The 20,318-nt window shown below is 38.3% G+C and carries 14 protein-coding genes; 9 read left to right on the top strand and 5 right to left on the bottom strand.

Going from position 1 to position 20,318, the window contains the following annotated elements:
* Positions 1 to 10: 10 nt before the first annotated feature.
* Positions 11 to 904 carry a copper amine oxidase N-terminal domain-containing protein gene (locus ACPLOV_RS05655; RefSeq protein ID WP_424910792.1) on the top strand — a complete coding sequence of 298 codons (894 nt, stop codon included), beginning with the start codon at positions 11 to 13 and terminating at the stop codon, positions 902 to 904.
* Between the two features lie 87 nt (positions 905 to 991).
* Positions 992 to 2,347, top strand: coding sequence for an MATE family efflux transporter (locus ACPLOV_RS05650; protein ID WP_424909320.1), 1,356 nt, complete (start codon positions 992 to 994; stop codon positions 2,345 to 2,347).
* Between the two features lie 43 nt (positions 2,348 to 2,390).
* On the opposite strand, the gene ACPLOV_RS05645 is transcribed toward ACPLOV_RS05650, so the two are convergent.
* Both ACPLOV_RS05645 and hypD read right to left on the bottom strand, forming a co-directional pair.
* Positions 2,391 to 3,299, bottom strand: coding sequence for a glycyl-radical enzyme activating protein (locus ACPLOV_RS05645; protein WP_424909319.1), 909 nt, complete (start codon positions 3,297 to 3,299; stop codon positions 2,391 to 2,393).
* Positions 3,300 to 3,325: 26 nt separating this feature from the next.
* Positions 3,326 to 5,761, bottom strand: a complete 2,436-nt coding sequence (gene hypD / locus ACPLOV_RS05640) for a trans-4-hydroxy-L-proline dehydratase (protein ID WP_424909318.1) — start codon at positions 5,759 to 5,761, stop codon at positions 3,326 to 3,328.
* A gap of 243 nt (positions 5,762 to 6,004) precedes the next feature.
* Here hypD and ACPLOV_RS05635 point away from each other — a divergent pair, with 243 nt between their 5' ends.
* The 3 genes from ACPLOV_RS05635 to accC all read left to right on the top strand — a co-directional run bounded on the left by ACPLOV_RS05635 (position 6,005) and on the right by accC (position 10,736).
* Positions 6,005 to 7,189 (top strand): trans-sulfuration enzyme family protein, encoded by a 1,185-nt coding sequence (locus tag ACPLOV_RS05635; protein ID WP_424910791.1) that lies wholly within the window; start codon positions 6,005 to 6,007, stop codon positions 7,187 to 7,189.
* A 361-nt stretch (positions 7,190 to 7,550) separates the two neighbouring features.
* Positions 7,551 to 9,389, top strand: a complete 1,839-nt coding sequence (accB, locus tag ACPLOV_RS05630) for an acetyl-CoA carboxylase biotin carboxyl carrier protein (protein WP_424910790.1) — start codon at positions 7,551 to 7,553, stop codon at positions 9,387 to 9,389.
* A gap of 3 nt (positions 9,390 to 9,392) precedes the next feature.
* Positions 9,393 to 10,736: an acetyl-CoA carboxylase biotin carboxylase subunit gene (accC, locus tag ACPLOV_RS05625; RefSeq protein ID WP_424909315.1), complete on the top strand. Its 1,344-nt coding sequence runs from the start codon at positions 9,393 to 9,395 to the stop codon at positions 10,734 to 10,736.
* 20 nt (positions 10,737 to 10,756) lie between these two features.
* Here the strand turns inward: accC and ACPLOV_RS05620 are convergent, their stop codons facing one another.
* Genes ACPLOV_RS05620 through ACPLOV_RS05610 form a run of 3 tightly spaced genes read right to left on the bottom strand, consistent with a single transcriptional unit; the run spans position 10,757 to position 14,117 of the window.
* On the bottom strand, positions 10,757 to 11,494 hold the full coding sequence (locus ACPLOV_RS05620) for a hypothetical protein (protein ID WP_424910789.1): 738 nt from the start codon (positions 11,492 to 11,494) through the stop codon (positions 10,757 to 10,759).
* Between the two features lie 38 nt (positions 11,495 to 11,532).
* Positions 11,533 to 13,035 carry a glutamate synthase-related protein gene (locus ACPLOV_RS05615; RefSeq protein ID WP_424909313.1) on the bottom strand — a complete coding sequence of 501 codons (1,503 nt, stop codon included), beginning with the start codon at positions 13,033 to 13,035 and terminating at the stop codon, positions 11,533 to 11,535.
* The gene (locus tag ACPLOV_RS05610) at positions 13,032 to 14,117 is read right to left on the bottom strand and encodes a class II glutamine amidotransferase (protein ID WP_424910788.1); all 1,086 of its coding nucleotides are present in this window, start codon (positions 14,115 to 14,117) and stop codon (positions 13,032 to 13,034) included. The genes ACPLOV_RS05615 and ACPLOV_RS05610 overlap by 4 nt, the downstream gene beginning before the upstream one ends.
* Positions 14,118 to 14,414: 297 nt before the next feature.
* Between ACPLOV_RS05610 and nifV the strand changes: the two genes are divergently transcribed.
* The 4 genes from nifV (at position 14,415) to ACPLOV_RS05590 (ending at position 20,237) form a co-directional block, all read left to right on the top strand.
* On the top strand, positions 14,415 to 15,560 hold the full coding sequence (gene nifV / locus ACPLOV_RS05605) for a homocitrate synthase (protein ID WP_424910787.1): 1,146 nt from the start codon (positions 14,415 to 14,417) through the stop codon (positions 15,558 to 15,560).
* Positions 15,561 to 15,562: 2 nt separating this feature from the next.
* A complete protein-coding gene (locus ACPLOV_RS05600; protein ID WP_424910786.1) occupies positions 15,563 to 17,497 on the top strand; it encodes an aconitate hydratase in 1,935 nt (644 codons plus the stop codon).
* Complete coding sequence (locus ACPLOV_RS05595; RefSeq protein ID WP_424909793.1) at positions 17,494 to 18,501, top strand: isocitrate/isopropylmalate dehydrogenase family protein; 1,008 nt, start codon at positions 17,494 to 17,496, stop codon at positions 18,499 to 18,501. Before ACPLOV_RS05600 ends, ACPLOV_RS05595 begins: the two co-directional genes overlap by 4 nt.
* 176 nt (positions 18,502 to 18,677) lie before the next feature.
* Positions 18,678 to 20,237, top strand: a complete 1,560-nt coding sequence (locus tag ACPLOV_RS05590; RefSeq protein ID WP_424910785.1) for a methylenetetrahydrofolate reductase C-terminal domain-containing protein — start codon at positions 18,678 to 18,680, stop codon at positions 20,235 to 20,237.
* Positions 20,238 to 20,318 lie beyond the last annotated feature (81 nt).

Below are 20,318 nucleotides of genomic sequence, written 5' to 3'. Positions count from 1 at the left end.
AGATGGGATTATGAAAGGGTTCTTCAAAATTATCTCTTTAACTCTAATACTGGTAATGGTTTTATCAACGGTTGCTTTTGCAAAACCAAACGGGACAGTGCCCGGCAAGGGGTTACAGGCTAAAGAAAAAGTAATGCAAAGCGTAAAAGAAAAAAACATTATGGAAAAGATTGACAAGGTTATTGAAGAAAAAGTAAAGGAATTTTTAAAGGATCCCAAGGTTCAGGAAAGGTTAAAAAATCTTATTAAAGAGCAGTTAGAGAAAAGGGAGAAAGCAAAGGCTAATATCGTAATGAACCCTAAAAAGGTACAGGAATTCAAGAAAAAAGTAAAACTTAACGGCAAAGAAGGGAAATTTGATGCCCCACCGGTAATAAAGGATGGGAGGATACTTATACCAATAAACGTAATTAAGAACGTTTTAAATGCGGAAGTCAAATGGGATGAACAAAATAAGGTGGTTTACATTATTAAAGGAGATAAAACGGTAGCAATAGTATTGGGTTCCATGGAAATCATTGTAACAGAGCCCGGCAAGGAAAATAAGATAACGATTGACGTACCAGCGCTTTCTATAAACAACAGGACGTATGTTCCTATAAGAGTATTGAGGGATATTTTTGGATTAAAAGTTTACCAGGATAAGAATGGAGATGTTCAAGTAGAAGGTTCTAACGAACAACAGGCCGGTAATCAAAGCAATAACGAAAATACAAATAGCACAAGCAATACTTCCGATACTTCAAGCAACCAGGGTACAACCGGTCAGGGTGAACAAACCAATGATCAACAAAATCAAACTATGCAAACCGGAACTACCGATCAAAATCAAGGGAACAACAGCGGTTCGTCCGAGTCTATCTCCGAACAATCCCAGGAGCAAACGACAACTCAAAATCAATAAGCAGGGTTTTTGACCCTGCTTTTTTGTTGTATAATAAATATACCTGTCATTGTAGAAAATGACGTAAAATTTTTTGGAGGAATTTTTATGCAAACAACGGCAAAAGGAAACGAAATTAAGTTGCTTCGAAAAGAAATATTAAGACTTGCCTGGCCTACCATTTTAGAGATGCTTTCCGGAACCGTAATATGGGTAGTGGATACTGCTATGGTAGGTCATTTGAGCGCAGAAGCCTTAAGCGCTGTAGGGCTTGGGAGTCATTTGGCTTACAGCAGTGCCTTTATTTTCGGTGCTCTTGGCGTTGGTACCACAGCAATGGTATCCCGATTTATTGGGAGCAAAGAGATAGAAAAAGCAAATTTTATAACCGGACAGTCCTTTATAATTTCCGCCCTGTTGGGGTTTGCAGTGTTTTTAATTAATTTTGCCTTTGCTCAAAATTTGATATTACTTTTTACCAGGGATATTAAGGTAGTAGAATTGGGTACAGTATACCTTAAAATAGCTTCAGCCGGGGCAGCTTTTTATATAGCTGCTATGGTGTTAAATTCAGCCTTACGAGGAGCTGGGAATACCATTATCCCGATGTACTCGGTAGCGATTGCCAATATTGTTAATATAGCGGGGGATTATCTTTTAATCTTTGGTAATTTCGGTTTCCCGAGATGGGAGGTTAAAGGAGCTGCTGTTGCTACTGCCGTTGCTCAGGTTTTATGTTTTTTAATAACCGTTTTTTATTTATTTTACGGAAAGGGAAACCTGAAAATGAAATTAAAATATATTAAGAAATTGGACATTAAAACGATAAAAAAGCTGGTTATTTTAAGTATTCCCGCATCTTTAGAAGAAATTTCCTTTAATGTAAGTAGACTTATTTCTACTCAATGGCTGAACCGTTTAGGAACGTTATCTTATGCGGCACACCAGGTCTCCGTTAGTGCCGAATCCATTTCCTTTATGCCCGGTTACGCCTTTTCAGTGGCTGCTTCTACCGTAGTGGGGCAGAGCTTAGGGGCAAAGGATGAAAAAAGGGCGGAAGCAGGGAGCATTGAAGCGACAAAACTGGCAGCGATTTTGATGAGTATGGTGGGTATAGCTTTTTTCCTGATTCCCGACAAAATTATCAATTTTTTTACCGATATTCCCCAGGTGGAGAGACTCTCCTCAGTATGTATAAAAATTGCAGCTTTTGAACAAACCACCATTGCGATTTCTATGACCCTATCGGGGGCATTAAAAGGGGCTGGTAATACTCAGGGGCCTTTTAGAGTAGTTTTAATAAGCACATGGTTGATCAGGCTCCCGTTGATTTTTTTGGTTATATTTGTATTTAGAAAAGGCCTGGAGTATGTATGGATATCAACGGTGATTCAGTATTTTTTTGAAGCTCTGCTTATGTATGCCTTATTTAAAAAGGGTAAATGGAAGAAGATAAAATTATAAAAAAATTCCTTAAAGGTTAAAACCTTTAAGGAATTTTTTGTTTTTATCCTCCGATTTTGACGAATAGCCCTATTTTTTCGAATCTATTTTTAATATATTTTATTTTTGCTTCCAAAGGAGCCTGGTTGGTGGGCATTTTGTATTCTTTCCCTAATCTTTGATATTTCTCACAGATGTCGTGAAAGGGCAATAGATCTATTTCTTTTATTCCTTTTAATGAAGCTATGAAAGAAGCTAAACTTTCAATATTTTCTTCAGTATCGGTTATACCTGTAATTACGGGAAAGCGTAAAATAATATCTTTTCCCCTGCCTTTTTCCAAAAGTAGCGACAAGTTCTCTTTTATTAATTTATTTGAAACTCCGGTATATTTTATGTGGTCCTTTTCATCGAATAGTTTGATATCGAAAAGGAATAAATCCACATAATCGATAATTGATTCAAAAATATTGCCGGGAGCATATCCTGAAGTGTCAAGAGCGGTATGGATGTACCTTTTTTTGCACTCCTTCAGGACTTCAATTAAGAAAGCTGACTGAGAAAGAGGTTCTCCTCCTGAAAAAGTAACCCCGCCTCCTGATGAATCATACAAAAGGGTGTCTTTTTCGATTTCTTCAATTAATTCACTGCAGGTAACGGTTCTTCCTACAAGCCTTAAGGCACCCGTAGGACAGGACTCGGAGCAAATTCCACATCCATTGCAGGATTCGCGGTTAATTTTATGAATCCTTTCATCAAGAGAAATTGCATTTAACGGGCAAACTAATTGGCAGGTCTTACAGAAAATGCATTTATACTCAAAATACATTAATTCTTTTGAAGGAGAGATTCCTTCCGGATTATGGCACCACCAGCAATTTAAAGGACATTTTTTAAAAAAAACCGTAGTTCTAATACCTGGACCGTCGTGTATGGCATACCTTTTTATGTCAAATATTATACCTTCTTTCATAAATTTACCTCCAGTAATCTAATTAATTACAGCTCCTTATGCTCGGTTCTTGCAATTATTTCTTCCTGCAATCCCTTAGGAAGGTTTACAAAATAATCGCTGTAACCGGCAACTCTTACCATCAAATCCTGAAAATCCTGGGGGTGTTTTTGTGCTTCCCGGAGAAGTTCGGCACTAACTACATTAAACTGTACGTGATGACCTCCCATTCTAAAGAAGGTTCGAATTAGCTGGGCGAGCTTTTTAATATTTTCTTCGTTTTCTAAAAGGTCCGGAGTTAGCTTTTGATTAAGTAGTGCACCGCCGGTTTTATCCCAATCGCACTTTGATACCGATCTGAAAACAGCAGCTATACCTTTTTTATCACTTCCCTGTATTGGGGAAATTCCTTCAGAAACCGGGAATCCGGCTCTCCTGCCATCCGGTGTAGCTCCCGTTACTGCGCCAAAGTATACGTGTACTGTGGTGGGCAAAAAGTATGCCCTTCTTGATGCCTTTCTAACAGGTGTAGGCGGGTAGCTTTCTATCATTTCTACAATTCTGTCAACGAAATCCTTTGCGATTACATCAGCGTAATCTTCATCATTTCCGTAAAAAGGTGTTTTATTTAAAAGTATTTGCCTTATTATCTCGTATTTTCCTTCAAAGTTGTTTTCTAATGCTTCTAAGAGCTCATCCATTGAAATATCCTTTTTGTCAAATACATGGAATTTTATTGCTGAAAAGGCTGAAGAAACCGTTCCCAAACCTACTACCTGGATATACTGGGTATTATATCTTGCTCCACCTCCGTTATAATCCTTTGCTTTTTTAACGCAGTCATCGATCCATAAGGACATAAAGGGTACCGGAAGATATTTTGAGTAAAGGGCTTCAATTATATCGTTTCCTTTCATTTTTATGTCCATAAAGTGCTTTACTTGTTTCAGAAAGGCTTCATAAAGTTCTTCATAGGTATTAAAATTCCTTGGGTCTCCCGTTTCAATACCCAGTTTTTTACCCGTTCTGGGGTCAATTCCGTTGTTTAAGGTAATTTCGAGTATTTTAGGGAAATTAAAATATCCGGTTAAGATGTAAGCTTCTTTTCCGAATGCCCCCGATTCTACGCATCCGCTTACTCCACAGGTACGGGCATCAAGAAGGCTCTTTCCCTGTCTAAGCATTTTTACAATGACACCGTCAAAATTGAAAAAGGGAGGTTCGCCAAATCCTGGGGCGATTACTTTCAGTGCGGAAGTCAAAAAGCGATCAGGATTTTTATTGCTAATTAAAACCGCAGTATTTGGTTGCAATGTCCTTATTTCATCCAGAACTTCAAGAACCATATAGGATATTTCGTTTACTCCATCAGCACCGTCTTCTTTTAAGCCACCTACGTTAATCTTGGTAAAATCATTGTAAGTAAAACTTTCTTCAGCTGTTACGCCTACTTTTGGAACAGCAGGTTGATTATTAATTTTAATCCAGAAAGCTTCCAAAAGTTCCTTAGCTTGTTCTCTCGTAAGCCTTCCTTCTTTTATGTCCCTTTCATAAAAAGGAAATAAATGCTGGTCAATACGACCAGGGTTGAAAGAATCCCAGGGGTTTGTTTCATATACAACTCCTACGTGTATAAACCAGTAATGCTGAAGGGCTTCCCAGAAAGTTCTTGGAGCATGGGCGGGTACCCAATTGCAAATTTCTGCCATTTTTCTTAATTCTTCTTTTCTTTTTACATCCTTTTCTTCTTCCGCCATTTTTTGAAGTTTTTCCGCGTAACGCTTTGCATATATTATAAGAGCATCTGCGGCAATATCCATTGCCTTTAGCTCCTCCAATTTATCGTAATACTCCGGATCGCTGGAATCTAATTCCTGCATTTTTTTTCTGATTTCTTCCTTTATATCTAAGAGACCTTTTTTAAATATTCTGTCACCACCGGCAGTATGCCCGGGGGCTCTTTGTTCCATGAATTCCGTCCATAATCCCGCATTATAAGCTTCAATCCACTCTTCGGGAAGGTTCTCAAAGATTATTTCCCTCATCGTTTTTCCCTTCCAGAACGGGATAATTTCATTTTTATATAATTCCTTGGTTTCCTGATCCACACGATAGGGCATATTTTCTCTGGTATCTAAAATTTCCAAATCTTCCATACTGTGCACGCAAATTTCAGGATTTGTCGGGACTTCTTTTGGTCCCGTTCCTCTTAGTCCGACTATTAATTGACCCTCTTCTAAAGGAAGGCTTACTCTTTCCATTAGGTACTTAAAAGCCATAGCCCTGAGTACCGGAAAAGATTTACCTTTTGCCATTTCACTTTTGTAAAATTCCGTAATTATTCTCGCTCTTTCCGAAGAGATTTTTACTTCGGAATCTACACTTTCCTGCCTTAACCTTGCGATTCTTTCATTTATGGGTCTTACCGAAGACCTTCTTTTATCCATTTCCCTTTCTATTTTTTCTTTTGCTATAGCACACATAGAAACCCTCCTCCGAAATAAAATTAAATTTTAATTAATTTATTGTATTTGCAAAAATTGTGCCAATTAAAAAATCCCGTTTTACCCGGGATTGATAATTTTAAAAGTGTATTAATTATGAGACAAAATCTCAAAATAAATACATTATATTAAAAAGTTGACGATATGTTTGTTGATAGGAGATTTTATCGATGATAAGATAATTAATATCAACAAAAACAAAAAGATGAAAGGGAGATAATAATGGATTACACAAATTATGGTTTGCAGACATTACTTTCTCACTATGCTGAAGAAAATGAAAAGTATTTAGGGGCTGCTGCTGTACCGATTTTTGAAACCTCTACCTTTGTATTTGAAAGTTATGAAGAAATAGATGATGCTTTCTCTCGTAAAAATAAAAGGTATATCTATACGCGGGGCATGAATCCTACCGTAGAAATTTTAGAAAAAAAATTGGCAGCCCTGGAAAAGGGTGAAAGGGCAAAATGTTTTGCTTCGGGAATGGCGGCAATTTCATCGGCTATTTTAAGTGTTATAAAGGCAGGAGACCATGTAATCTGTGTAAAAAATATTTACGGTCCTACATACAATTTTTTATCAAAATATCTTACTAAATTTAACATTGAGACAACCTTTGTAAACGGTGAAAATTTTGAGGAAATTAAACAGGCGATCAGAGAAAATACTTCTTTAATATATTTGGAAAGTCCCAACAGCCTGATATTTATGCTCCAGGATATAAAAAAAATTGCATCCTTTGCAAAGGAACGAGGAATAAAAACAATAATTGACAATTCCTGGGCAAGTCCTGTTTTTCAAAATCCACTGGAAATGGGAATTGATATAGTAGTTCATTCTGCATCTAAGTACATTGGAGGACACAGTGATGTAGTCGCTGGATGTATCATAGGGAATAAAGATATAATTAGTAGAATTGAAGAAAATGAGTACCCTTTATTGGGGGGTATTTTGGCCCCCTTCGAAGCCTGGTTATTGATTAGAGGTCTTAGAACCCTTGAAATAAGAATGGAAAAGCACATGAGAAACGCTCTTGCAATTTCTGAATTTTTGGCAAAACACCCTAAAATTAGCAAAATATATTACCCAGGCCATCCTTCCCATCCCCAATATGAACTTGCAAGAAAACAAATGAAGGGATTTTCAGGGCTACTGAGTTTTGAGATAGACTGTGACATAGAAGGTGTAAAAAGATTTATAAACAATTTGAAAATAATAAAATTAGGGGTAAGCTGGGGAGGATATGAAAGCCTTGCCTTCCCGCCGGTAATTAGCTATTCCAAGGAAATCCCGGCAGAAAGATTTAAAGATTTTGGTATAAAACCGGGGTTGGTGAGGTTATCTGTAGGTCTTGAGAATGTTGAAGATTTGATCGACGATTTAGAAAGAGCATTGTCGAAGGTGTAATATTAACAGGGTATTTTTATATATTAAATATTCAAAATCGGCGAATGAAGAAAAATATTACTAAAAAATTGTACGGATACCAACGAAAAATAATATTGACACCTAATTGTGATGTATGTATAATTATTAGAAATATTTTTTTTAATAAGTTAATAAGTTACAAAATAAAAAACTAAAAATATTTTATTGTCTTGAAATTATATTGTATTGGGGTATTATTTTATTTTTTAAATTTATATTTCAAAAAATTATGTCAATAACAAATATATAAAAATAAAAAACAAAAATTTACTTTAAAACAATTTTCGATAATTAATTTAGAACATTTACTCAGATCTATCTTTATAAGGGGGGAAACAAATTGGGCACGGTGAAAATAACTGATGTAACTCTTAGAGACGGTCATCAGAGTTTATGGGCAACACGCATGTCACTTCAAGATATGATACCGGTGCTGGAAAAAATAGATAGCGCAGGGTATCATTCCTTGGAAGTGTGGGGCGGTGCCACCTTTGATGTGTGTCTTCGATATTTAGACGAGGATCCGTGGATTCGACTGAAAACTATAAAAAGGTATGTGAAACATACCCCGTTACAAATGCTTTTGAGAGGTCAATCCCTGGTAGGCTATAGACACTATCCCGATGATGTTGTAAAGGCCTTTATTGGAAAGGCGGTAGAAAACGGCATAGATATCATCCGCATATTTGATGCTCTAAATGATTTAAGAAATATGGAAGTGCCGATCAGTGTGGCAAAAAAGGAAGGTGCCCATGTTCAAGGGACCGTAGTATATACCGTCAGCCCCGTGCACACCATAGATCATTTTTTAAAAGTAGCGAAGGATATCGAAAATATGGGTGCGGACTCAATATGTATAAAGGATATGGCGGGATTACTTACTCCTTTTTCTGCTTATGAAATTGTAAAACTTTTCAAAGAAAATCTGAGAGTGCCAGTTCAACTTCACAGCCATTATATAGGCGGGTTGGTTCTGGGAGCGTATATAGAAGCCGTCCGTGCAGGAGTAGATGTAGTAGATACGGCTACTACTCCGCTTGCTTTTGGTGCTTCCCTTCCGCCTGTAGAGACTGTAGTAAGGTCTTTAATGGGTACGCCCTGGGATACCGGGCTTGACCTTCATCTTTTATTTGATATAGCAAAATATTTTGATGATTTGCGCCGGGAGCTGGGATATGAGCGAGGGGTAACTCGATTAACGGATATGGGGGTATTTGAACATCAGGTTCCTGGAGGGATGATAAGCAATTTGATCCAACAGCTAAAAGAACAAAAAGCGGAAAACCGATTAGCTGAGGTACTAAAGGAAATACCGAGGGTGAGGGCGGAATTGGGATATCCTCCCCTGGTAACTCCTACAAGCCAGATAGTTGGAATTCAGGCGGTCTTAAATGTTCTTTTAGGAGAAAGATATAAGATTGTCCCGGAAGAAGTAAAAAATTATGTAAAAGGATTTTACGGGAAACCACCGGCACCAATGGACGAAGAAATAAAAAGAAGGATATTGAATGAGGTAGAACCTATTTCGGGAAGACCGGCTGATTATTTAGAACCCCTTTTAGAACAGGCTCGTTTGGAAATAGGAGAACTTGCTGAAAACGACGAGGATATAATTTCTTATGCTCTTTTTCCTCAAGTGACCAGGAAGTTTTTGGAAAAAAGAAAAGAAGGGAAACTTCAACCAGGAAAAAGGGAGGATAAAAAATACGAAGAATCTGTAAGGGAGGTAGAAGAAAATATGGATATCAAAAATATTACTGAACTTATAAAAGCTTTGGAGGAAACGAAAGTAACGGAATTAAATCTCGAGAGCGGAGGGGTAAAAATTAATATAAAAAGAGAAAGTGATATCGTAAAAGAAAAAGATGATAGAGTTTTTAAGCAAAAGCAGGAAATGTCAAAACCCTGTGAAGAGGCGGATAATAAAAAAAATAACTTTATTGAAATAAAATCGCCAATGGTAGGAACCTTTTATCGGGCACCTGCTCCCGATGCACCTTTCTTTGTAGAAATTGGTACGCGCGTAAAACCCGGGCAAACCCTCTGTATTATTGAGGCTATGAAATTAATGAATGAGATAACGTCAGAAGAAGGTGGGCGTGTAGTAGAAATTCTCGCGGAAAATGGGCAGCCGGTAGAATACGGACAGACTCTTTTTATATTGGAGAGGGAGATTTAGAATATGTTTGAGAAGATACTGATAGCAAATAGAGGAGAAATAGCGGTCAGAATAATACGTGCTTGTAGAGAACTGGGAATAAAGACAGTTGCGGTTTTTTCGGAAGCCGATAAAAATTCACTGCATGTAAAGCTTGCCGATGAAGCAATATGCATAGGTCCTGCTTCTCCTGTAAGGAGCTATCTTAATATTACAAACATTATAGCTGCGGCGAAGGTTAAAAAAGCAGATGCGATACATCCCGGCTATGGTTTTTTGGCCGAAAATGCTTATTTTGCTGAAATGTGTGCCACATGTGGAATAAAATTCATAGGACCTTCTCCCCGCTCCATTGAAATGATGGGAGATAAAGCAACTGCCAGGGAAACAATGATGAGCGCGGGAATTCCCGTTGTTCCGGGATCGGAGGGTGTCATTGAAAATATTGATCATGCTTTGTCTGTCGCAAAAGAGATCGGATATCCTGTTATTATTAAGGCAGCAGCCGGTGGTGGAGGACGAGGAATGAGAGTTGCTCAGAATCCTGATGAGCTTAGAAAAGAAATTATGACAGCTAAACAAGAAGCGGAAGTTTCCTTTGGAAATGCTACGGTATATCTTGAAAAATACATTGAAGAACCAAGACATATAGAATTTCAAATCTTAGGCGATACCCATGGTAATATAATACATCTCTATGAAAGAGATTGTTCTTTACAGCGCAGGCACCAGAAGATTCTCGAAGAATCCCCTTCAACTGCTTTAACGCCCGAAATGCGGGAGGAAATGGGTAAAATAGCTATAAAAGCTGCAAAAACAGTAAATTATTGTAGTGCTGGAACAATCGAATTTCTCGTAGATAAACAGGGTAGATATTATTTTATAGAAATGAATACCCGGATTCAGGTGGAACATCCTGTAACGGAAGCGGTGACAGGTATTGATATAGTGAAAGAACAAATACTTATTGCCGCCGGTGAAAAATTATCCTATCAACAGCAAGATGTAAAAATTAACGGCCATGCTATTGAATGTCGTATTAATGCGGAAGATCCCTCGCGGAATTTTCAACCATCTCCCGGACGGATACGATATTATCATGCCCCGGGAGGATTTGGCATACGCGTAGATAGCGCTATTTATACGGGCTATGAAATACCGCCTTATTATGATTCTCTCATTGCCAAGATAATAGCATGGGCTCCTGCGAGAGACCAGGCAATTTCTCGCATGCGAGGTGCCTTAAATGAAATAAAAATAGAAGGGATAACTACTACCGTTCCCTTCCATCTGAAAATCATGGATAATGCTTTCTTCCAGCGGGGAGAAGTTTATACCAACTTTATTCAGCGACGGCTTTTAGATTAATGTAAATGATCGAAAGAATATTAATAAGCGTACATTTTACCATAGGGTCTTAAACTTTTTGGTACTAATTTTATAAAAGGACCAGAGAGAATGGAGTCTATATCACCTATCTCAAAATGTTTGCAAAATTCTTCTATATCCTTCCTTAATATAGGTAAATCTTCTTCGCATATTTCCTCTATGCAGACATCATTTGCTACATGAGTGCGGTTGATATCACCTCTTATATAAATGGCACCTCCGTGCATACCGGTAGCGATGAACCTTCCAGCTACAGGGTCTTTTTTTCTGCCAAAAATACCTAAAACCACGAGTCTCCCTCCAGCCATATATTCACCGAGAAAATCTCCCGCCTTTCCCCCTATTACTATCACGGGGCATTTATCCTTATAGGCTTTCATATGAATTCCAGTCCTATAACCCACCGACCCTTTAATGAACATCTTTCCTGCTCTCATGGAAAGCCCGAGTACATTACCCGCATCTTTATGAATTACTATTTCACCATCGTTCATGGTATTTCCAATTACGTCCTGACAGCTGCCGTAAACGTTTATCCTTGGGCCATCCATAAAAGCTCCCAGGTCACTACCTGGTGTTCCGTAAATATTTATTGTAATCTTCTGCCCTATGCCGGTACCGATATATCGCTGTCCGAGAACATTTACTATATCAATTTCTTCAATACCTTTTAAGACTGCGTCATGAATGCGTTCGTTAAGTTCCCTGTAATGCATTCCTTTTGCGTCAATTTTCATGATTCTATCCCTCCTGTTTATTTAATAATCCTCAAGAGTTATCGACCTGCCGGTTTTATTCCCAGCACATCTAAGTAAACCTCATCCAAATCAATGCCTCTCAACCTTTCTCTATTGCCTCTAAGACTTTCTATGGAATTTATTCCGAGGGCTCCAAGAATTTCCTTTATTTCCAGATTCCACGCTTTAACCAAATTGGTTACTCTTAAAACTCCTTCATTCACATCCAGGCGATTTATTAATTCAGGCTTTTGGGTAGTTATCCCCCAGGGGCAAAGCCCGGTATAACACTTCTGGCATAAATGGCAACCCAATGCTATCAAAGCAGCTGTACCGATTGCTACTGCATCCGCTCCCAGGGCAATAGCTTTTATTATATCAGCGCTATTTCTTATACCACCACTTGCTATAATAGATGCCATATGACGAATACCTTCTCTTCTAAGCTGTTCATCCACCTGCGCAAGGGCAATTTCTATAGGGATTCCCACATGGTCCCTTATAACTTTTGGTGCAGCTCCCGTTCCAGCTCTAAAGCCATCAATGGTAATAATATCAGCTCCTGCTCTAACTACGCCGCTTGCAATGGCGGCAACGTTGTGAACCGCGGCTATTTTCACTCCTACCGGTTTTTTATAACGAGTAGCCTCTTTGATAGCATATATGAGCTGTTTCAAGTCCTCAATTGAATAAATATCGTGATGAGGTGCAGGCGATATGGCATCAGTGCCCGATGGAATCATTCTGGTTCGCGAAATATCTTCTGTAACTTTTTCACCGGGGAGATGTCCACCGATTCCTGGTTTAGCCCCTTGCCCGATCTTAATTTCAACGGCGGCACAGGAGTTAAGATATTCAAGGCTTACTCCAAACCTGCCGGAAGCACATTGAACTACAATATTATCTTTATAGGGTAAAAGCTCTGCAGGAAGTCCCCCTTCTCCAGTATTCATAAGGGTGCCTAATTCTTGAGCGGCTTTTGCAAGAATTAGATGAACATTTAAACTTACTGCTCCATAGGACATACCTGCAAAAATTATGGGAGTTTCAAGTTTTATTTGCGGTTCCATTACTGTTGTAAGCTTCACTTCCCCATTTTTGTTGCACCAGAATTCTAACTTTTCTGGTTTCTTTCCTAAGTAAGTGCGTAGCTCCATAGGTTCTCTTAAAGGATCTATGGAAGGGTTGGTCACCTGACTGGCATCCAGAAGGATTTTATCCCACAATACAGGGTAAGGCCTATCGTTTCCTGTACCGGTTAATATTTTCCCGCCGGTATCGGCCTGCTTCCAGATATCTTTAATAATCTCTTGAGCCCAGAGATAGTTTTCTTTATATTCTGCAGGAAATTTCACCACAGCTATTGCTCCTGCTGGACAGTAGACTGTACATCTATGGCAGGCTACGCATTTTTCATGGGCAATTTTTACTTTATCCTTTTCCCAGGTAAAAACTTGAAAGCTGCATTCAGATATACAACGTTTACACTTTATACAGTTTTCATTTATTTTAACTAAGAAGTCAGGATGGGAAAATTTCATGTTCTCACCTCCATGCGTACCACTATAGGCTCTCCTCCTTTAGGGCTCCATACTGTATCAGGTTCGATACAAATTTCTCTAATTGCCGCTTCTTCAGAAGCCATATAATAAAAATCATCTTTTTTTGCTGCCACCAAAGGCCTTAGCATAATCCTATCGGTCAATCCTATCATCATGTGGCTGTTAGCTATTATTATGCTGAAAGGGCCGTTTAGAAGGGCACTTGCATATACCATCCTTAACGCACTAAGAGCTTCTTTCATGTTTTTATCCATTGAATCGATTTCTGCCCAAAAAGGTGGGGCTAAGGCATTTAGCGCGATATCTATAGGTAATCCATGTCGTCTGATTAAAAGGTCCAGTAAATAGACAATTACCTCAGTATCGGTTAAGAGGGAACATTCATATCCGAAAGTTTCCACATATCTTTTATTGGTTCCATAAGAACTTATTTCACCGTTATGCACAACGGACCAATCTAACAGGGCAAAAGGATGAGCCCCTCCCCACCATCCAGGTGTATTTGTAGGGAATCTACCATGAGCAGTCCAAAGGTATCCCTCATATTCTTCCAATCTATAAAACCTGCTTATATCTTCAGGATAACCAAGCCCCTTGAAAACTCCCATATTTTTACCGCTGGAAAAGACGAAAGCACCTTTAAAGCGCTTATTAATCTTCATAACTATTGAAACTACATAATCCTCTTCAGTAATTGCAGATGTCAATTTGCTTTTTGGCACTTCAAGGAAATATCGCCACAAAAGCGGAGTATTTAAAAAGCTCATTTTTTTACGAGTAGGGATAGCCTCACTTTTAACCAGTACCATTTTTTCCTGAAGGTAGGCTTCCACAGATTCTTTTATACTTTCATCCACAAACATAATATGAAAGGCATAATAATCTTTGAATTCTGGATATATTCCATAAGCAGCAAATCCTCCGCCTAAACCATTTGAGCGTTCTCGCATGACAGATATTGCGGATGTAATGACATCCCCTTTAATACCTTTTCCTTTAGTATTTAAAATACTTGCAATTGCACATCCTGAAATATCCTTTAAAGATGGTGATTGAAACATTTTTAACCTCCTATGCTTTTCAATATTATAAAACACAATTATTGTAACCTTAGGTAAATTAAGAAAATAATAAGAAAACATAGTAAATTGTATTATAGCATACAATAAAACAATTATTTTTAAATTATATATTCGTGCGATATTTATGTCAATAATAAATTTAAAAATTAAAAAGATAAATTGATAAAGTATTAAATAAATAAAAAAACTTTCCCTGAAATATTGACAGCTAAATCCTCACGTTGTATAATTGCATACAATAAATCAAGAATACAAATAAACAAAGGGGGTAGCCGTATGAAACCCAAAGTTTTATGGGTAGACACTACTTTAAGGGATGGGGAACAAACCGCTGGAGTGGTTTTTGCGCCGGAGGAAAAGGTGATTATAGCAAAGCTTCTCGATATGATAGGGATAGACCAGATAGAAGCTGGGATACCTGCGATGGGAGAGGAAGAAGAAAAAAGTATTAGAGCAATTGTAAAGGCTGGACTGAAAGCCAGCATCATGGCTTGGAACCGGGCAGTTATCGACGATATTGAAAAATCTCTCAAATGTGGTGTGGATGCGGTTGCTATTTCCATTGCAGTTTCTGATCTTCATATACAGCACAAACTACGAACTACAAGAGAAAAAGTAATAGAACAAATGGTAGAGGCGACAATTTTTGCAAAAAAGCACGGTGTTTACGTATCTGTTAATGCCGAAGATGCTTCCCGGGCAGATCAGGATTTTTTGATAGAGTTCGGTAAAGCAGCAAAAGAGGCGGGAGCAGATAGATTGAGGTTTTGCGACACGGTGGGGATTTTAGACCCATTTTCGACCTATGAGAAGATAAAAAAGTTAAGAGAAGCCGTAGATTTAGAAATAGAAATGCATACTCATAACGATTTCGGAATGGCTACGGCCAATGCCATAGCAGGAATAATAGCGGGTGCTACTCATGTGGGAGTGACCGTTAATGGTTTGGGAGAAAGAGCGGGTAATGCCGCACTGGAGGAAGTAGCAATGGCATTAAAATATGTACTCGGATGGGAAATAAATTTAAAAACTGAACTGTTTAAAGAAATATCCGAATATGTGGCTAAGGCCAGCGGAAGAATTTTACCACCGTGGAAGGCAATTGTTGGAGAAAATATTTTTGCTCATGAATCAGGAATACATGTGGATGGGGCCTTAAAACATCCGGAAACCTATGAAGTTTTTAATCCTTCAGAGGTGGGGCTGGAAAGAAAAATTTTCATTGGTAAACATTCGGGGACTGCGGCAATAATTAGCACCCTGGGGAAATATGATATAAGGATATCGAGAGAAGAAGCTCAAGAATTATTGAAAAGAGTAAGAGAAACCGCGGTATCAATAAAACGAAGTCTAACGGAAAGGGAATTTTTATATTTATATTACAATTGGAATCAGAAAAAGGTTGGACGGGAGGTGATCTAAAGATGAAATTAAATATCACTCAAAAAATTTTATTAAATCACTTAGTAGAAGGAGAGATTAGAGCAGGTGAAGAAATTGCTATTAAAATAAATCAAACCCTGACCCAGGATGCAACGGGTACAATGGCATATTTACAATTGGAAGCAATGGGAATAGATAGGGTGAAAACAAAAAGGTCTGTAGCCTATATAGATCATAATACCCTCCAAACAGGTTATGAAAACGCCGATGACCATAAATTTATAGCTACCATTGCACAAAAATACGGAATTTATTATTCAAAACCCGGGAATGGTATTTGCCATCAGGTAAATTTAGAAAGGTTTGCAGTGCCCGGAGATACGCTTTTAGGTTCTGACAGTCATACTCCTACAGCGGGGGGAATAGGCTGTCTTGCAATAGGCGCAGGGGGACTTGATGTGGCGGCTGCCATGGCAGGATATCCTTATTATTTAAGGGTCCCCCAAATTATTAATGTGGAGCTGAAGGGAAAGCTAAAACCGTGGGTTACTGCAAAGGACTTAATTTTAGAGCTTTTAAGGAGATTAAGTGTAAAGGGAGGAGTTGGCAAAATATTTGAATACACCGGTGAAGGGGTAAAAACTCTTTCAATTCATGAAAGGGCTACAATTGCCAATATGGGGGCAGAGCTCGGAGCAACAACTTCAATTTTTCCCAGCGATGAAGTTACATGTAAGTTTCTTAAAGCACAGGGAAGAGAAAAAGACTGGATCGAATTACTGCCTGATGTAGGAGCGAATTACGATGGGAAAATTGAAATAAATCTTTCAGAGCTGGAACCTTTAGTAGCACTTCCCCATAGCCCGGATAATGTTCATCCCATCAATGAAGTAAAAGGAATAAAAGTGGATCAGGTAGCAATTGGTAGTTGCACCAATTCTTCCTACAAAGATATGATGCTGGTAGGGAAAATGCTAAAAGGGAAAACGGTTCATCCAGGGGTGAGCCTTGTAATATCTCCGGGGTCAAAGCAGGTTTTGACGATGATGGCTCAAAGTGGAATTCTTGCAGACATAATTTCCGCCGGAGCCAGAATTCTGGAATGTACTTGTGGACCATGTATAGGAATGGGGCAGGCTCCAGGCACAGGAGAGGTTTCCGTCAGGACATTTAACCGAAATTTTAAAGGAAGATGTGGGACCCAAAATGCTCAAGTAATATTAGCAAGTCCTGCAGTTGCAGCAATTACTGCTCTAAAAGGTGAACTTTCCGATCCGAGAGAATTGGGCGATATGCCCGAAGTATGTGAACCGGAAAAATACGTAATAGAAGATAATATGATTATACCTCCTCCTATTGATAGAGATTCGATAAAAGTTTATTATGGGCCAAATATAATTCCGATTTCTGCTGGTCGGGAACGGGGTGAACATTTAGAAGGATCGGTTTTAATAAAAGTAGGAGATAATATCACCACCGATCATATTTTACCATCCACAGCAAAGCTTTTACCTTTGAGATCAAATATACCTGCGTTAGCCGAATATTGTTTTTCTGCTATTGATAAAGATTTCTCAAAAAGGGCAAAAGAAAAAAACGGGGGAATTATTGTTGCTGGTGAAAATTACGGACAGGGATCCAGCAGGGAACACGCCGCACTGGCTCCTTATTACCTTGGGGTAAAAGCTGTTATCGCCAAGTCCTTTGCAAGGATACACCGGGATAATTTAGTTAATTATGGAATTATTCCAATGACATTTAAAAAAGTTGAAGATTATGAGAATATAACTGATAATGACAAATTGGTGTTAAAAAATATAAAAGAAAGCTTAATGAAAGGTGAGGCAATACTAAAAAATGTTACCCGAAATATTGAAATTCCAGTTAAGTTTGATTTGGGACCAAGACAAATAAAGATATTGCTTGCTGGAGGTCTTTTAAATTTTATAAAACAAAATTTCAGGGGTGAGGTATGATGCACAGGATTACTCTAATACCCGGTGATGGAATTGGACCGGAAATAACTAAAGCTACCCTTGAAGTTGTGGAAGCGACAGGCTTAAAAGTGGAGTGGGAAATTTTTGAAGCAGGAACTTGTGCTATAGAAAAATATAAAAACCCGTTGCCCGATGAGGTTATAAATTCAATAAGGAGAAATGGTGTTTGTTTAAAAGGGCCTACAACTACTCCAATTGCCGAGGGATTTCGAAGCATTAATGTGGCTTTAAGAAAGGAATTAGATTTATTTGCGAACGTTCGACCGGCTAAATCCCTTGAGGGAATAAATAGCCATTATAAAAATGTGGATATTGTAGTTATTCGCGAAAACACAGAAGATCTTTATTGTGGCGTGGAGCACAGAATAGGAGACTTTGCGGCGGAAAGTATTAAAATTATCACCGCAAAAGCCTCTACGCGTATAGCAAAATTTGCCTTTGAATACGCAAAAAGAGAGGGCAGAAAAAAAGTGACAGCCGTTCATAAAGCAAATATTATGAAGCTTACTGATGGACTATTTTTAGAATGTGTCCGTAATGTATCAAAGGAATACCCTGATATAATTTATGAAGAGATTATAGTAGACAATATGTGTATGCAGCTGGTGAGAAACCCTGAAATTTACGATGTTATTTTATGCCCGAACCTTTACGGGGATATAATTTCTGACCTTTGTGCTGGACTTGTGGGTGGCCTGGGAGTTGTACCTGGTGCTAATATAGGTGATAATTTAGCTGTTTTTGAAGCAGTTCACGGGAGTGCACCGGATATCGCAGGGAAAAATATAGCAAACCCTACCGCTTTGATTCTTTCAGCAGCGCAAATGCTAAAATACATAGGTGAGTCAGAACGGGGACGAAAAATAGAAAAAGCTCTGGAAATAGTAATAAAAGAAAAATTATGCTTAACTCCCGATCTTGGAGGAAATGCCACTACCGAAGAGTTTTCAATAAAAATTTGTGAAAAAATAAAAGAACTTTAATTAAATAATACGACAAATTTTCGAACCGTGTTATTAATTAAGCTATTGAAAAATTATTTAAATTATTGTTTAATTAAAATATAAAGTATTTAAAAAATATTATTGAAAAAAATGAATTTTTTAAATAATACCGATATTCAGCAGGGGGAATTTATTTTGGAAGGTGAAGAGAAAAGATGGAGAACCGCTTTAAAGAATCATTATTAAATAAAGAGGTTTTCTCTATAACCTGGGAATTGGTGCCTGGCAGGGGCGCTTTTGAAAAAAACCAGGAAGAAGTACTCATGGCAGCTGAACAGGCGGCTAAAGGGGGAAAAATTCACGCTATTACGCTGACGGATAATCCGGGAGGAAATCCCGCGATACTGGCTGACTATCTTGCTTTAGAAATTATTAAAAAAGGTATAGAGCCCTTAGTTCATTTTACCTGCAAGGATAGGAATCGCAACCAGATTGAGAGCCAGCTTTATGCTTTGGATAGAATGGGAATAAGAAATCTCCTTGTAATGACTGGAGACTATCCTGTTACAGGCTATAAGGGTCGTCCCATGCCGGTTTTTGATTTAGATCCTGTTCACGTCCTGGAACTCATATCAAAGATGAACAATGGGCTGGAATACCCGGGAATTAAGGGGACTGTTAAGCATAAACCCAGTGATTTTTTTGCAGGTGCTGTAGTGTCTCCCTTCAAGGCCACCGAAGCTGAGCAAATGGTGCAATATTATAAGTTAAAGAAGAAAATAGAAGTGGGAGCCCAATTTATTGTTACCCAGCTGGGATATGATGCAAGGAAATTTCATGAAGTAATTCAATATATCAGGCAGCAAGGATGGGATATCCCTGTAATAGGCAATATTTACGTTTTACCCATTGGTACTGCAAAGGCGATGAACAAAAATAAAATTCCGGGATGCGTGGTTACAGATAAATTGGTAGCAGAGCTGGAAAAAGAAGCGCAAGCTCCGGATAAGGGATATAAAGCTTGCCTTGATAGAGCGGCAAAAATGTATGCTTTTATGAAGGGTATGAATTTTGATGGTGTTCATATCGGTGGCCATAATTTAAAATACGAGGATGTGGAGTACATCATTGAAAAAGGTGAGGAATTAAGTGCAAATTGGATGGACTATATTCATGAATTTGACTACCCCATCCCCGGTGGTTTTTATTATTATGAAAAAGATCCCGAAACAGGTTTAAATACATCACAACCGGTGGATAGGGAAAATAGACCCCTTGATACAAAGGTGGAATTTGTATATAAACTTTCAACTTTAACCCATAAACTAATGCTGGAACCCAAAGCGCCATTATGGAAGCCAATGCGGGCAATAGCAAAAAGGGTTGACGGAACATCGCTGGAGCGACCTTACCATGCTTTTGAACATTTAATGAAGGTTTGTTTATACGATTGCCACGATTGCGGAGACTGCGCTTTAATGGATGTGGCCTATGTATGTCCCATGTCTCAATGCCCCAAAAAACAAAGGAATGGAGCTTGCGGTGGCAGTTTTATGGGCTGGTGCGAGGTATATCCAAATAAGAAAAAATGCGCTTATGTTAGAGCTTATGCCCGCTTAAAAAATGACGGTAAAGAAGAAAAACTTGCCGGTGATATAATACCTCCTCCCAACTGGGATCTTTATCATACATCCTCCTGGCTGAATTATTACTTAGGACGGGATCATTCAGCTTCCCATTTAGGAATAGAAAATAATGAAAAAGGTAAAAAATAAGATATAGTATAAAATAATAGTTTTAACTGAAGTTATGATATAAATTGGTACTTTTTGGTACCAAAAAATTTCCTTCCAATA

Origin of the sequence: Thermovenabulum sp. (assembly GCF_049723235.1) — a bacterium.
Classification (GTDB): Bacteria; Bacillota; Thermosediminibacteria; order Thermosediminibacterales; family Thermosediminibacteraceae; genus Thermovenabulum.
The sequence above is the reverse complement of the archived record's forward strand: the minus strand, read 5'-3'. Positions and strand labels throughout refer to the sequence as shown.

Coding starts and splice junctions, on each gene's coding strand:
- accC (WP_424909315.1), top strand. CDS start 9,393: ATGTTTGAGAAGATACTGATAGCAAATAGAGGAGAAATAGCGGTCAGA.
- ACPLOV_RS05590 (WP_424910785.1), top strand. CDS start 18,678: ATGGAGAACCGCTTTAAAGAATCATTATTAAATAAAGAGGTTTTCTCT.
- nifV (WP_424910787.1), top strand. CDS start 14,415: ATGAAACCCAAAGTTTTATGGGTAGACACTACTTTAAGGGATGGGGAA.
- ACPLOV_RS05615 (WP_424909313.1), bottom strand. CDS start 13,035: ATGAAATTTTCCCATCCTGACTTCTTAGTTAAAATAAATGAAAACTGT.
- ACPLOV_RS05600 (WP_424910786.1), top strand. CDS start 15,563: ATGAAATTAAATATCACTCAAAAAATTTTATTAAATCACTTAGTAGAA.
- hypD (WP_424909318.1), bottom strand. CDS start 5,761: ATGTGTGCTATAGCAAAAGAAAAAATAGAAAGGGAAATGGATAAAAGA.
- ACPLOV_RS05655 (WP_424910792.1), top strand. CDS start 11: ATGAAAGGGTTCTTCAAAATTATCTCTTTAACTCTAATACTGGTAATG.
- ACPLOV_RS05635 (WP_424910791.1), top strand. CDS start 6,005: ATGGATTACACAAATTATGGTTTGCAGACATTACTTTCTCACTATGCT.
- ACPLOV_RS05650 (WP_424909320.1), top strand. CDS start 992: ATGCAAACAACGGCAAAAGGAAACGAAATTAAGTTGCTTCGAAAAGAA.
- ACPLOV_RS05645 (WP_424909319.1), bottom strand. CDS start 3,299: ATGAAAGAAGGTATAATATTTGACATAAAAAGGTATGCCATACACGAC.
- ACPLOV_RS05595 (WP_424909793.1), top strand. CDS start 17,494: ATGATGCACAGGATTACTCTAATACCCGGTGATGGAATTGGACCGGAA.
- ACPLOV_RS05610 (WP_424910788.1), bottom strand. CDS start 14,117: ATGTTTCAATCACCATCTTTAAAGGATATTTCAGGATGTGCAATTGCA.
- ACPLOV_RS05620 (WP_424910789.1), bottom strand. CDS start 11,494: ATGAAAATTGACGCAAAAGGAATGCATTACAGGGAACTTAACGAACGC.